At 68.2% G+C, this 13,862-nt stretch carries 13 protein-coding genes; 11 read left to right on the forward strand and 2 right to left on the reverse strand.

The genetic code is table 11. The annotated features are described in order from the left end of the window. Positions 1-47 precede the first annotated feature (47 nt). The gene (locus ACXPWS_RS02100) at positions 48-1,016 is read left to right on the forward strand and encodes an oxygenase MpaB family protein (RefSeq protein ID WP_458710851.1); all 969 of its coding nucleotides are present in this window, start codon (positions 48-50) and stop codon (positions 1,014-1,016) included. A gap of 9 nt (positions 1,017-1,025) precedes the next feature. Then, positions 1,026-1,955: a LysR family transcriptional regulator gene (locus ACXPWS_RS02105; protein ID WP_458710852.1), complete on the forward strand. Its 930-nt coding sequence runs from the start codon at positions 1,026-1,028 to the stop codon at positions 1,953-1,955. A 22-nt stretch (positions 1,956-1,977) separates the two neighbouring features. Here ACXPWS_RS02105 and ACXPWS_RS02110 read toward each other — a convergent pair whose 3' ends face one another. Continuing rightward, positions 1,978-2,958, reverse strand: a complete 981-nt coding sequence (locus ACXPWS_RS02110) for a 2-hydroxyacid dehydrogenase (RefSeq protein ID WP_458710853.1) — start codon at positions 2,956-2,958, stop codon at positions 1,978-1,980. Positions 2,959-3,334: 376 nt separating this feature from the next. On the opposite strand from ACXPWS_RS02110, the gene ACXPWS_RS02115 reads away from it, so the two are divergent. The 9 genes from ACXPWS_RS02115 to ACXPWS_RS02155 are packed head-to-tail and all read left to right on the forward strand — an operon-like array spanning position 3,335 to position 12,721. After that, complete coding sequence (locus tag ACXPWS_RS02115) at positions 3,335-4,879, forward strand: ABC transporter substrate-binding protein (protein ID WP_458713378.1); 1,545 nt, start codon at positions 3,335-3,337, stop codon at positions 4,877-4,879. 4 nt (positions 4,880-4,883) lie between these two features. Then, positions 4,884-5,813, forward strand: a complete 930-nt coding sequence (locus ACXPWS_RS02120; protein ID WP_458710854.1) for an ABC transporter permease — start codon at positions 4,884-4,886, stop codon at positions 5,811-5,813. Between the two features lie 10 nt (positions 5,814-5,823). Then, on the forward strand, positions 5,824-6,831 hold the full coding sequence (locus ACXPWS_RS02125) for an ABC transporter permease (protein WP_458710855.1): 1,008 nt from the start codon (positions 5,824-5,826) through the stop codon (positions 6,829-6,831). Beyond that, entirely contained in the window at positions 6,832-7,866 is a 1,035-nt protein-coding gene (locus ACXPWS_RS02130) for an ABC transporter ATP-binding protein (RefSeq protein WP_458710856.1), read from the forward strand. Next, positions 7,859-8,854: an ABC transporter ATP-binding protein gene (locus ACXPWS_RS02135; RefSeq protein WP_458710857.1), complete on the forward strand. Its 996-nt coding sequence runs from the start codon at positions 7,859-7,861 to the stop codon at positions 8,852-8,854. The genes ACXPWS_RS02130 and ACXPWS_RS02135 overlap by 8 nt, the downstream gene beginning before the upstream one ends. Positions 8,855-8,859: 5 nt before the next feature. Continuing rightward, positions 8,860-9,582, forward strand: coding sequence for a sulfite exporter TauE/SafE family protein (locus tag ACXPWS_RS02140; RefSeq protein WP_458710858.1), 723 nt, complete (start codon positions 8,860-8,862; stop codon positions 9,580-9,582). Next, positions 9,579-10,388, forward strand: coding sequence for an IclR family transcriptional regulator (locus ACXPWS_RS02145; protein ID WP_458710859.1), 810 nt, complete (start codon positions 9,579-9,581; stop codon positions 10,386-10,388). Before ACXPWS_RS02140 ends, ACXPWS_RS02145 begins: the two co-directional genes overlap by 4 nt. 15 nt (positions 10,389-10,403) lie before the next feature. After that, complete coding sequence (gene gudD, locus ACXPWS_RS02150; RefSeq protein WP_458710860.1) at positions 10,404-11,753, forward strand: glucarate dehydratase; 1,350 nt, start codon at positions 10,404-10,406, stop codon at positions 11,751-11,753. A 2-nt stretch (positions 11,754-11,755) separates the two neighbouring features. Further along, entirely contained in the window at positions 11,756-12,721 is a 966-nt protein-coding gene (locus tag ACXPWS_RS02155) for a 2-hydroxyacid dehydrogenase (protein ID WP_458713379.1), read from the forward strand. Here ACXPWS_RS02155 and ACXPWS_RS02160 read toward each other — a convergent pair. Continuing rightward, complete coding sequence (locus tag ACXPWS_RS02160; protein WP_458710861.1) at positions 12,706-13,842, reverse strand: serine hydrolase domain-containing protein; 1,137 nt, start codon at positions 13,840-13,842, stop codon at positions 12,706-12,708. The genes ACXPWS_RS02155 and ACXPWS_RS02160 overlap by 16 nt on opposite strands. Between the last annotated feature and the right edge of the window lie 20 nt (positions 13,843-13,862).

A 13,862-nucleotide genomic window follows, 5' to 3' on the forward strand; every position in this document is an offset into this window, starting at 1 on the left:
GCTCCATCTGTACACGTATGTTTCCTGTTTTGCCGATGGAGGCCGAAATGACGAGTGCGGCAACGGACATCGGGTCGGCCGTGGCCGTCCCATGGCATGCCGGCCAGCCCGACCACGAATTGGCCGCCGACGTCCGGTGGTGGATGGGCACGCCGCTGGCCTTCGGCCTGTTCGGCAGGCTCGCACTCAACCAGGTGGCCTACCGAAAGGTCGCCGCGGCGGTGGACGCCACCGGTCGGTTCGAGACGAATTTCACCGATCGCGGTATCGGCAGCTTCCTGTGGAACGGCCCGCTTGCCTTCGGTGACGAGGCGGACCGGCGCGCCACCGGTGAACGGCTGAAATCGATGCACGCCGCCGTGAAAGGGTTCGGCAAAGGCGATTTCGAGGGCGAGAGGTACAGCGCGCTGGACCCGAAGCTGTGGAAGTGGGTGGGCGCCACGTCGATCAACATCTTCTACGCGGGCTACCTGGCCGTCTACGGTGACGGGTTCACCGCCGCGCAGCGGGAAGTGGTCTACCGGACCGTGTGTGTGATGGTCGATATCGGTCTGCCCAGCGCGCAGGCCGACGTGCCGGCCACCGCCGCCCAGTGGCACGCCTACTACGACGAGATCGCTGCGACCGAACTCGCGGACAATCCGTTCCTGCAGTGGGCCGACAAGCAGTTCGGGCGGCCGCCGGTCCCGACGCTCTTCGGGCCGCGCTGGCTGCAGCTGCTCATCGGCCCGGCCTGGCGGTCCGCCGTGCCCGTGCTGGCCCGGCCGGCGCGCATCTGCGCCGAATCGGCGACGCACCCGAAGATGATGGAGTTGTTGAACAGTTCCTGGACGCCGGCCAAGAAGGCCGAATTTGCGTTGTATCGCACCGGAATCCGAGCGGCGCGCCGGTGGCTGCCGAAGTGGTTGGTGCTCGAGCCGCTGGCCTACAACCGGTACCGCTATGAGCAATTGCGGGCCGTTCATGCGCGGTATGAGCTGGAGACATTCGCCGTGCCGGTGGACCGGGGAGCCTAGACTGCATCGATGTTCTCGCTGGCGCGGCTGTCCTGTTTCATCGCGGTCGCCGAGGAGCTGCATTTCGGCCGCGCCGCCGAGCGCCTGCACATGACCCAGCCCCCGCTGAGCCGGCAGATCCAGCAGCTCGAGACCGAACTGGGTGTGCAGCTGATCGACCGGACCACCCGCTCGGTCACCCTCACCCCGGCCGGCGTGGCCTTCCTGCCCGACGCCCGGCGCATCCTGCAGCTCGCCGAGAGCGCCGCGCTCACGGTCCGGCGGGTGCCAGCCGGTGATCTGGGCACGGTGGTGGTCGGATTCACCGCCGCCTCGGCGCACGTCGTGCTGCCGCGCTTGCTGGAACGCACCAGGGCCAAGCTGCCCGATGTGAAACTCGAACTGCGCGAGATGGTTTCGGCCGACCAGATCGAGGGGTTGATGACCGGCGAGATCGACCTCGGGATGGTGCGCCCGCCACTCAAGCGCCCAGGCATCGTGTCCCGGCCGCTGCTGCACGAGCAACTGGTGGCCGCACTACCGGCCGAGCACCCGCTGGTCGGGCAGGCCCGCGCGCTCACGCTCAACGATCTGGACGGCCAGGACGTGGTGATGTACTCGCCCGTCCAGGCGCGCTATTTCAACGAACTGCTGATCAGCGCCTTCACCATCGCCGGCGCCACACCTCGGTACGTGCAGTTCGTGACGCAGGTGCACACCATGCTGGTGCTGGTGCGTTCGGGTATCGGGGTGGCGCTGGTGCCGGCGTCGGCGGCCACCCTGCATCCCGAAGGGGTGGTGTTCCGGTCCATCGGGGCGTTCCGGGAACGACCGGTGGAACTGGACGCCGCCTGGCGCGGGGACAGCACCAACCCGGCGCTGTTGCGGCTGCTGCGCGACGTGCTGCCCGCCCGCGAGTGGACCACCGACGATCTGGTGGACGACGTGATCGCCCAGTGAGCGCCGTTGAACTGGATGGCGGCTAAACCCGGGCGGCGGGCGCCAGCACCGGCGTCACCAACTGCCCGGTGGCCAGGAACTCGTCCAGATTGCGCAGGGTCAGCGCCTCCATCGCGGCGCGGGTCTGCACGGTGCCGCTGCCGACGTGCGGCAGCAGCACCACGTTGTCCATGCGCAGCAGCTCGACCGGGACATCGGGTTCGTGCACGAAGACGTCCAGGCCCGCACCGGCCAGCCGGCCGGCACCGAGTGCGGCCACCAGTGCGTCCTCGTCGACGACGCTGCCGCGGGCAATGTTGATGAGGTAGCCCTGCGGCCCCAGTGCCTCCAGGACGGCGGCGTCGATGAGGCCGCGGGTGCCGCTGCCGCCGGCGGCGGCCACCACCAGCACGTCGACGTCGCGGGCCAGCTCGACCGGCGACCCGGCGTAGCGGTACGGCGAATCGGCCACCCGGTGCCGGTTGTGATAGCTGATGGTGCAACCGAAAGCGCTGAGCCGCTTGGCAATTGCGCCACCGATCCGGCCCATCCCGATGATGCCGACGCGGGTGTGGCTGACCTGGCGGGTCAGCGGGTAGTTCCCGTCGATGGGCCAGCGGCCGGCCCGCAGGTAGCGATCGGCGTCGGTGAAGCCACGCAGCACGTCGATCATCAAGCCGACCGCGGTGTCCGCGACACAGTCGGTCAGTACGTCGGGGGTGTTGCTCACCCCGATGCCCGCGGCGGCCGCCGCATCGACATCGGTGGTGTCGTAGCCGACCCCGAAGTTCACCACCGCGCCCAGTGCGGGCAGTGCCGCCATCAGCTCGGCGTCCACGCCGGTGCGGCCCGAGGTCACCACGGCGGTGACGTCGGCGCCGCGGGCGGACAGGAACTCGGCGCGCTCGACGGTCCCGGTGGGCAGCACGAGCGCGTCGTACTCGGTCCGCAGCGTCTGTTCCAGGGAGGGCTTGAGCGGGCCGACCTGCAGTACGAGCGGGCTGGCCGGGGCGGATCTGGGCATGGCTGGACCTTTCTCGTCCTTGCTCTTGGCTCTTCACGCTAAGGATGCCCATGAATACCTGTCCAACACGGAAATAGCATGGGTTGATGCGCAACCGGCATAACCGCCGAAATCCCGGAAGCTCGCGGGTATCAAACGCCGGTCGGGTGGGGTAAAAAGCCAGCTCAAGTGCCAAAACCGCGCCCTCGACCCAGAGCTCCGCCTAGGTGTGAGACCGCCGAATCTGCCCTTTTGGCCGGGTTGACGCGTTTCGCGAGGCGCTCCTACGGTGTGTCTACCGTCACAGATTCCGTCCACATACATGGACATCACACACGGGACAGCCCATTCCCCACCGGAGGATCAGATGGCCGCAACTTCGCTCGCCCGGCTGCGCATGACAGCGCTGGCCGCGGCCGGCACCGTCCTGCTGACCGGCGGCTGTACCGTCGCCAACTCGGGCAAGGGCGGCTACGACCCGGACACCCTGCGCCTGGTCATCTCCCAGGAGCCGCCCACCCTGGAGCCCTGCGAGAGCTCGCTCACCTCGACCGGCATCGTCGTGCGCTCCAACATCACCGAGCCGCTCATCGAGCGCGAGCCGACCACCGGCGCGCTGGCGCCGCTGCTGTCCACCGGATGGCGGCAGGACGCACCCGATCGATGGACCTTCGACATCCGGTCCGGGGTCACCTTCTCCGACGGCGCCCCGTTCACCGCGGCCGATGCGGCGTTCTCGATCGACCGCGCCGTCAACTCCGAACTGGGGTGCAACGTCGACGGCTACGTCTTCGGTGACGAGAAGCTGAAGCTGGCCACCCCCGATGCGCACACCGTCACCATCACCACGGAGAAGCCGGATCCGATTCTGCCGCTGCGCATCTCGTTCGTGGAGATCGTGCCGCGCAGCACCAGTGCCACCTCGAAGGTGCGTGAGCCGATCGGTACCGGACCGTACGCCATCGCCGACTGGGAGTACGGCCAGAAGCTCACCTTGAGCCGCAACGAGCGCTACTGGGGCCCCAAACCGGCTTTCGGCCGCGCCGAGTACCAGTGGCGCAGTGAGGGCAGTGTGCGGGCCGCGATGGTCACCAACGACGAAACCGATATCGCGACGGGCCTCGGACCCGAGGACGGCGCGGGCGAGCTGGGGGTGGAATTCCCCAACAACGAGACCACCGCGCTGCGCATCACGTGTACCGACGCTCCGCTCGACGACATCCGGGTCCGGCAGGCCGTCAACTACGCCGTCAACCGCAAGGGCATCCTCAAGGCGCTCTTCCGGGGGATGGGTCAGTCCGCCGCCCAGCTGGTTCCCGACGGTGTGGTCGGTCACAACCCGGACCTGGCGCCGTGGCCGCACGACGTGCAGGAGGCCAAGCGGCTGGTGGCCGAGGCCAAAGCCGCCGGCGTGCCGGTGGACCGGCAGATCCGGCTCATCGGGCGCACCGCCCAGTTCCCCAACATCACCGAGACCATGGAGGTGATCCAGAGCGAGCTGGCGGAGATCGGCCTCAACACCCATATCGAGATGATGGATACCGCCGGCCAGCTGCAATATCAGCTGCGGCCCTTCCCGAACAACGCCGGGCCCTTCATTGCGATGATCCAGCACGGTAACCAGGCTGGGGACGCGGCATTCAGCGTGGACCAGTACATGCGCACCGACGGGGCGCAAAATGGTTGTGGCACCGAGGTGTTCGATCGAAAAATCGAGGCGGCCGGAGAACTGACCGGCCCGCAACGTCAGGACGCCTACGCCGCACTGTTCGCCGAGGAACCGTCCGAGGTGGCCCAGTTCGCCTATATCGCCCATATGACCGGCATCCTCGGGAAGTCCCCGCGCGTCGATTACACCCCCAACTCCGCCACCGGTGACGAGATGCGCCTGGCCGAGATGACCAAGGCCGGCAACGGCTCTGACTTGTCCGACAGGAGCTGACCAGATGTTCTCCTTCGTCCGGCGCCGCATGTACACCAGCACCATCCCGCTCGTCATCGTGTTACTCGGGGTGTTCCTGCTGGCCCGGCTCACCGGTGATCCCACCAACCTCTACCTCCCGGAGTCGGCCACGGCGGCTCAGCGCGAGGCTTTCGCGCAGTCACACGGATTCGATCGACCGATGATCGCGCAGCTGATGGACTACTTCAAAGGTGTGCTGCACCTGGACTTCGGGACCTCACTGCGCACCGGTGAATCCGCGTCGGAGATGGCGTTGCGGGCGTTCCCGGCCACCCTGCAACTCGCGGTGACCACCATGGCGCTCGCGATCGTAGGCGCCGTCATCGTCGGATGCTGGGCGGCGTACCGGCCCAACTCACTGGCCGACCGCTTTTCCAGCCTGCTGTCCATGACGGCGGCCAGCATCCCCGACTTCTGGTTCGCCATCACCGGGGTCTGGCTGTTCGCGGTGCTGCTCGGCGTGCTGCCGACCTCCGGTACCGACGCCGGCATGCTGTCCTGGATCCTGCCCATCGCCACCCTGATGATCCGCCCACTCGGCGTGCTCACCCAGGTGGTGCGAGGCGCCATGGTGTCGGCGTTGTCAGCCCCGTACGTTCGGCTGGCCCGTAGCAAGGGTGCCGGCGATTTCCGGGTGGTCACCCACCACGCGCTGCGCAACGCCGCCGCGCCGGCGCTGACAGTGGCCGGCGACCTGGCCGTCGGCCTGATCAACGGCGCGGTGGTGGTCGAGGCCATCTTCGGCTGGCCGGGCATCGGAAAGCTGATGATCGACGCGATCCTGCAACGCGACTTCGCGGTGCTGCAGGCTGCGGTGCTGCTCACCGCCGTCAGCATCTTCCTGCTCAACATTCTCATCGACGCCTGTTACGCGTTGCTGGACGCGCGCGTCCGGGAACCTGCGAAAGTGTAGGGAAGACAACATGACTCAGATCGATCTCGTACCGGTCAAACCCACCACCGCCATCGTCGGTGAGCCGGAGACCAAGCCGGGCGCCCGTTCCAAGTGGTTGCACCTGCTGGTCAACGACCGGGTGGCCACCGTCGCCGCGGTGGTACTCGCCCTGGTGATACTCACCGCGGTCTTCGGGCCGATGCTGGTGGGCGGCCTGGCCACGCATATCGACCTGGACAACTCCAATCAGCCGCCGTTCACCCTGGCGCACGGCTGGGCCAACATCCTGGGCACCGACCCGCTGGGCCGCAGCATGCTGGCCCGCCTCGTGGTCGCCTGCCGCACCACGCTTTCGGTGGCGATCCCCGCCGTGGTGATCTCGGCCGTGCTGGGCTCGGTGATCGGCATGTGGGCCGGCTACTACCGGGGCTGGCGGGAGACGGTGGCGATGCGGGTGGCCGACGTCATCATGAGCTTCCCGTCGCTGCTGCTGGCAGTCGTCGTGCTCTACGTGTTCTCACCCAGTGCGGCCAATATCGTGCTGGTGCTGGCCATCACCCGCATCCCGGTGTACCTGCGCACCGCACGGGCCGAATCCGCCGAGCTGTCCAGCCGCGTATTCGTGGATGCCGCAAGGACGTTCGGTGTCAGCGGTTCGTCGATCATCATCCGGCACGTGCTGCCGATCGTGTTGCCCACCCTGCTCACCGTGGCCACCCTGGACTTCTGTTACGTCATGCTGGCGGAGAGCTCACTGAGCTTCCTGGGCATCGGCATCCAGCCGCCGGACGTCAGCTGGGGCCTGATGGTCGCCCAGGGCCGGACCTACCTGCACACCGCCTGGTGGCTGTCGTTCTTCCCCGGTCTGGCCATCGTCATCACCACCGTCTCGGCCACCATCCTGGCCGCCTGGGCCCGCATCGCGACCGATCCCGCGCAGCGGTGGCGGCTCACCGTCCCGAACCGTTTCCCGTCGCTTCGCTCGCCCAGGAGAAAACGCCTGTCCCGCTTCGCCAAAACCGGAAAGGCCCTCTAGATGACCGTGCACTTGGACAGCAAAGTGGCCGAACATCCTGCGGCCACCCACCCCGATGCCGACCCGGCGCTGCGGGTCGACGGACTGACGGTGGACATCCGCACCATCACCGGCACGGTGCGCGCCGTCGATCACGTGTCGTTCGCCGCTCGACGCGGTGAGACGCTGGCGCTGCTCGGCGAATCCGGCTGCGGCAAGTCGATGACCGCCACCGCGCTGGTCGGACTGCTGGAACCGGTCGCCGACGTCGTCGACGGATCCGCCACGCTGGCCGGGGTGGACCTACTGGCCGCCGACCGCAAGACACGGCGCAAACTGGCCGGGCCGGAACTGGCCATCGTGTTCCAGGACGCGCTGACCGCCCTCAACCCGCTGTACACCGTCGGCACCCAACTGGCCGAGCCGTTCCGGATCCACCACGGGATGAAGGCCAAGGAGGCGAAGCGCAAGGCCATCGAACTGATGGCCCGGGTCGGGATTCCGCAGCCGGCCGAGCGGGTGGACTCCTACCCGCATCAGTTCTCCGGCGGTATGCGCCAGCGCCTGCTGATCGCCATGGCCGTCGCGCTCAACCCCCGGGTGCTGATCGCCGACGAGCCCACCACCGCACTCGATGTCACGGTGCAGGCCCAGATCATGGCACTGCTGAAAAGCCTTCGGGCCGAGTTCGACATGGCCGTCGTGCTGATCACCCACGACCTGGCGCTGGTGGCCGAGGAAGCCGACCGCGTCGTCGTGATGTACGCCGGCAACGTCGTCGAGACCGGTCCGGTCGCCGAGGTGTTCACCGACCCCAAGCACCCCTACACCTTGGGTCTGCTGGAGTCCGTCCCGGTCAGCGCCGAACGCGGTGCCGAGCTCAAATCCATCGGCGGCGCCCCACCGGACCTGCATTCCGTTCCCGACGGATGTGTGTACCAGGACCGCTGCCCGCTGGTCCGGGATGTCTGCCGGCAGACCCGGCCAGAGCTGGCCGCCGTCGGGGCGGCCAGGAAATCGGCATGCCACTTCGCCGGGGAGGTCAACCATGACTGAAAATCTGCTGTCCGTGCGCGGGCTGTCCAAGAGCTTCCGGGCCGCAGGCGGTAAGAAGCTGCACGCGCTCGACGGTATCGACCTGGAACTGGGTCGCGGTGAAACCCTGGGCCTGGTCGGCGAATCCGGTTGCGGGAAGTCCACCCTGGCGCGCACCCTGATGATGCTGGAACGACCGGATGCCGGCACCGTCAGCTTCGACGGCATCGATCCGTACCGGTTACGCGGCAAGGATCTGCTGAAGTTCCGCCGCCGGGTACAGATGGTGTTCCAGGACCCGTACGCGTCGCTGAATTCGCGGATGACGGCGGCCGAGATCATCGCCGAACCATGGCGCACGCACAACACGCTGTACCCGTCGCGGCGGGACCGCGACATGCGGGTGCGCGGCCTGCTCGACATGGTCGGGCTGGGGCCGAAGGCATTCGGCAAGTACCCGCAGGAGTTCTCCGGCGGACAGCGTCAGCGGATCGGTATCGCCCGCGCGCTGGCGCTGAGCCCGGACGTCATCATCTGCGACGAACCCGTTTCCGCACTGGATCTCTCGGTACAGGCCCAGGTGCTCAACCTGCTCAACGACCTGCAGCAGGAGCTGAAGATCTCCTACGTGTTCATCTCCCACGACCTGTCGGTGGTGCGCCACGTCGCCGACCGCGTCGCGGTGATGTACCTGGGCCGGATCGTCGAGACGGGGCCGACCGAAGCGGTTTTCGACCAGCCCGAACATCCCTACACCGCGGCCCTGATGTCGGCCGCCCCGAAACTGCACGCCGACCAACGAGCCGAACGCATCCTGCTCAAGGGCGAGGTACCGTCCCCTCTGAACCCGCCGTCGGGCTGCCGGTTCCGCACCCGCTGCGCCCACGCCACCGACATCTGCGCGCAACAGCGACCGCCGCGCGCCGTGGATCCGCAGGAGGCCGGGCACTCGGCCGAATGCCACCATCCCCTTGGCGCCGCGGCAGTCACGTTCTCCCGCAGCGCATGAATGCGGTGAGCCCGGCTGGATACGCGGTCATCGCGACCGCGGTGCTGCTCGCGTCCTGTCTGCAGGCCTCGATCGGTTTCGGGCTGGGCATGCTCGCCGCGCCGGTCGTCGCGCTGGTCGATCCAGGGCTGATCCCGGGCACCTTGATCATGCTGGCCGCCGTCGTGACGCTGATGGTGGTGCTGCGCGAGCGGACGGCCATCGACGTGTCGGGTACCGGTTGGGCGCTGGCCGGCCGGGTGCCGGGAACCATCGCGGGCGCCCTGGTCCTCACCGCGATACCCGAGCGGGCGCTGGCGCTGATGATCGCGGCCGTGGTGCTGGGCGGGGTGGCGTTGACCAGTTCCGGCTGGGTACCGGCGCCACGCCGACGGAATCTGGTGTTGGCGGGGGCGACCTCGGGAGTGCTCGGTACCGCCACCTCCATCGGCGGACCGCCGATGGCCTTGGTGTGGCAGCGCAGCAGTGGCGCGCGGCTGCGTGGCACGATGGCCGGGTTCTTCCTGATCGGGTCGCTGATGTCGTTGACGACACTGGCCGTCACCGGCGCGGTGGACCGGCACACCCTGGTGATGTGCGCGCTGTTGATCCCCGCCACCGTCGGCGGATATGTGCTGTCCCGCTACGCGAATCGGCTGTTGAACCCGCAGCGCCAGCGGTGGACGGCGATCACCGCGTCCGCCACCGGAGCCGTCATCCTCGTCGTCCAGCAGATGGGACTGATATGAGCGAACAGAACGTGCGCCCGATTTCCCCTGGCGTGAAATCGGCCGCACGCACCGTGGAACTCCTGGAGTATCTGGCCGACCGGCAGGACCAGCCGGCGCGCATCCGCGACGTCAGCGCCGCCCTCGACATGCCGCGCAGCAGCGCGCACGCCCTGTTGCGTACCCTCATCGCGCAGGGCTGGGTGCGCTGCGACGCGTCGGGGACGTTGTACAGCATCGGTATTCGCGCCCTGCTGGTCGGCACCAGCTACCTGGACACCGACCCGTACCTGCCCAGCATCACGCCGTTCCTGGACGAACTGCGCGGCATCTGGGATGAGACCTTCCACCTCGCCCGACTGGACGGCTGCGACGTGGTGTACCTGGCCACCCGGGAATCCCGGCAGTACCAGCGCAGCACCAACCGGGTCGGCCGCCGGCTGCCCGCCTACGCGACGGCGCTGGGCAAGGTGCTGCTGTCCGAACAGGTGGGCGCGCAACGAGATTCCCATATCCCGGCCGAACTGATCGGTCTCACCCCGCGCACGGTCACCGACCGCGCGGAGCTGGAGGAAGCGCTGGAGACGGTGCGCATCCGCGGCTATGCCACCGATGACGAGGAGAACACCACGGGTATCCGGTGTTTCGCGGTGCCGCTGCGCTACAGCCGGCCGGCCCAGGACGCCATCAGCGTGTCGGTTCCGCTGGCCAGGCTGACGCCGGGCCGGGAGGCCGATCTCATCGAAGCGCTGTGTGCGGTGGGGGACAAGGTGAGCCGGATGCTTCGCCCGGTCGCCAACGGGGACAAATGGTTTGCCCAGTTCTGAGCGAGAGGTGAATTCATGACGACACACACAACCCCGGTCATCACCGAGATGCGGGTGGTGCCCATCGCCGGGCACGACAGCATGCTGCTCAACCTCAGCGGTGCGCACGGACCCTTCTTCACCCGGAACCTGGTGGTCATCAAGGATTCCGAGGGGCACACCGGTGTCGGTGAGGTACCCGGCGGGGCCGCGATCCAGCACACCCTGGAGGATGCCCGGCCGCTCGTGGAGGGCCGTGGCATCGGCGACTACCACGCGGTGCTGGCCGACATCCGGCGCGAGTTCGCCGGCCGTGACGCGGGCGGCCGCGGAGCCCAGACTTTCGACCTGCGAGTGACGGTGCATGCGGTCACCGCCGTGGAATCGGCCCTGCTCGATGTGCTCGGCCAGCATCTCGGGGTGCCGGTCGCGGCGCTGCTCGGCGATGGCCAACAGCGCACCAGGGTGCAGGCGCTGGGTTATCTGTTCTTCGTCGGGGACCGTACCCGCACCGATCTGGCGTATCTCTCGGCTGCCGACGAGGACGCCGGCGCCGACGAGTGGCTGCGCATCCGACACGACGAGGCAATGACGCCCGAGGCCGTCGTGCGGCTGGCCGAGGCCGCCCGCGAGCGGTACGGGTTCCGTGATTTCAAACTCAAGGGCGGGGTCCTGCCCGCGGCCGACGAGGCCAAGGCGGTGATCGCGCTGGCCGACCGCTTCCCGGACGCGCGAATCACGCTGGACCCCAACGGCGGCTGGCTGCTCGCCGACGCGATCACCACCTGCCGCGAGCTCACCGGCGTGCTGGCCTATGCCGAGGATCCGGTGGGGCCCGAGGGCGGTTTCTCCGGCCGCGAGGTGATGGCCGAATTCAAACGGGCCACCGGGTTGCCCACGGCGACCAACATGATCGCCACCGACTGGCGCGAGATGGGACATGCCATCCGTTCCGGCGCGGTCGACATCCCGCTCGCTGATCCACACTTCTGGACCATGAACGGCTCGGTGCGCGTCGCGCAGCTCTGCGACGCCTGGGGACTGACCTGGGGTTCGCACTCCAACAACCACTTCGACATCTCCCTGGCGATGTTCACCCATGTCGCCGCGGCTGCACCCGGTGCCATCACCGCCATCGACACGCACTGGATCTGGCAGGACGGTCAGCGGATCACCAAGGAGCCGTACCGGATCGTCGACGGCTACCTGGACGTGCCGGATAAACCGGGCCTGGGCGTCGAACTCGACGAGGACCGGGTCGCCGCCGCACATGAGCTCTACCTCGCCGAGGGGCTGGGCGCCCGCGACGACGCGGTGGCCATGCAGTATCTGATTCCCGGCTGGACATTCGACTCCAAACGTCCTGCGCTGCAGCGTGACCTGTGAGCATGCTGATCCTGGTCGCCGACCGCAATCTGGTACCGCACCGGGCCCGCTTCGAAGCGGCGCTGCCCAGCGACGTCTCGGTGGTCTGGGGTGACCACCGGGCGCTGCGCACCGCGGAGGTCTTCGTCGGCGGCAGATTCACCGCCGAGATGGCTGCGGTGGCCGAGAAACTGCGGTTGATTCACGTCGCCGGAGCGGGCACCGACCGGATCGATTTCGCCGCACTGGCACCGGACACCCAAGTGGCCAACACCTTTCACCACGAGCGGTCGATCGCCGAGTACGTGCTGAGCGCGGCCATCATGCTGCGCAGGGACTTCCTGACCCAGGATCGGGCGCTGCGGCATCAGGTGTGGGCCACCTCGGTGTATGACGACGCGATCGCGCAGCCGCCCGCTTTGGGTGGTGCACGAGTCGGCTTCGTCGGGTTCGGGCATATCGGCCGGCGGTGCTGGGAACTGCTGCGCGCGTTGGGATGCACCGGGGCAGCGGTCACCGGGACCGGGCGGGTCGACCCCGCGCACGGTCTGGAGTGGGCCGCGTCGACGGCCGCCCTGGACAGGCTGATGACCGAATCCGACGTGGTGGTCGTCTCCGCCCCGCTGACCGCCGATACCAACGGCATGATCGGGTCCGCGCAGCTACGTGCGCTGGGTGCGCAGGGCGTCCTGATCAATGTGGGCCGTGGACCGCTGGTGCAGGAGCGCGCACTCTACGAAGCACTGCTGCACCGGCACATCCGGGCCGCCGCCATCGATGTGTGGTACAGCTATCCGGCGCCGGGAACCGGTGATGGCGCGCCGGGCACGTGGCCGTTCCACGAGCTGGCCAACGTCCTGATGACCCCGCACTCCTCGGGGGTCACCTCCGACACCTTCGCCGGCCGGGCCGACGGTATCGCCGCCAATATCGGCCGGCTGTACCGCGGCGAGCCGATGGCCAACGTGGTGACTCAGAGCGCGTCGTAGATCAGCCGGAAGTATCGGTCGGTGCGGGCCGAACCCTCCACGCCGGGGCCCATCTTGTTCATCACGTAGGCGATGGTGGCCCCGCGGTCCGGATTCATCGTCTCCCAGGACCCGCCCCAGCCACCCCAGAAGCAGATTTTCTCCTGCGGCACATAGGGAATGGTCGCGGGTTCGGGCAGACCGAACCCGAGGCCCCAGCGCAGCGGGTGCGACGCGAGCACCAGGTCGGGGCCCTGCAGCTGCAGCTCGAAGATCTGCTCGACGGTCTCCGGCCGCAGCAGGGTGACCCCGTCCACGGTGCCGCCCAGCGAGATCACCGACAGGATCTTGGCCAGCGCGCGGGCGTTGGTGTGGCCGTTGACCGCCCCGATATCGGCGGCCCGCCACGCCGCGGTGTTGGCGGTTCTTGGATCGGGTGCCGGGCCGGTGAAGGTCTTGAGCATCGGCTCCGGCCACTGATCCATCGGGGGCAGGTCGAAAGGCTCGGTGGCCGGGATGATCTCGGCGATCCGGTCGGTGTCGGCGGGTGAGGCACCGATCTGGAAGTCGGCATGCAGCGGCCCGGCGATCTCGTCGCGCACGAACTCCTTGAGCGGGCTGCCGGTGACGCGGCGCACCACCTCACCGATCAGGTGCCCGTAGGTCAGCGCGTGGTAACCCGATGCGGTGCCCGGTTCCCACCACGGGGCTTGCCCGGCGAGTGCGGCGGTGGACTTGTCCCAATCCAGTATGTCCTCGGAAACGACCGGCTGATCCCAGCCCGATACGCCCGAGGAGTGGGTGAGCAGATGGCGGATCTGCACATCTTGTTTGCCGTTGGCTGCGAATTCGGGCCAATACCGAGCGACCCGGTCGTGCGCGGCGATCAGGCCGCGATCGATCAGCATCAGCGCCGCCAGGCTGGTCACCGTCTTGGTCGACGACCACACGTTGACGATGGTGTCCTTCGCCCATGGTGTCGTCCTGGCCGCGTCGGCATGGCCGCCCCACATGTCGACGACGGTCTCACCGCCGATGTCGATCGCGATCGCCGCGCCGACCTCCTCGCCGTCGGCCAGGGCGGCCTTGAACGCGTCGGCCACCTTGTCGAATCGGCTGTCCCAACGTCCGTGCACGGTCATCGGGACATCATGCGCTCACG

The organism is Mycobacterium sp. BMJ-28 (assembly GCF_054404835.1).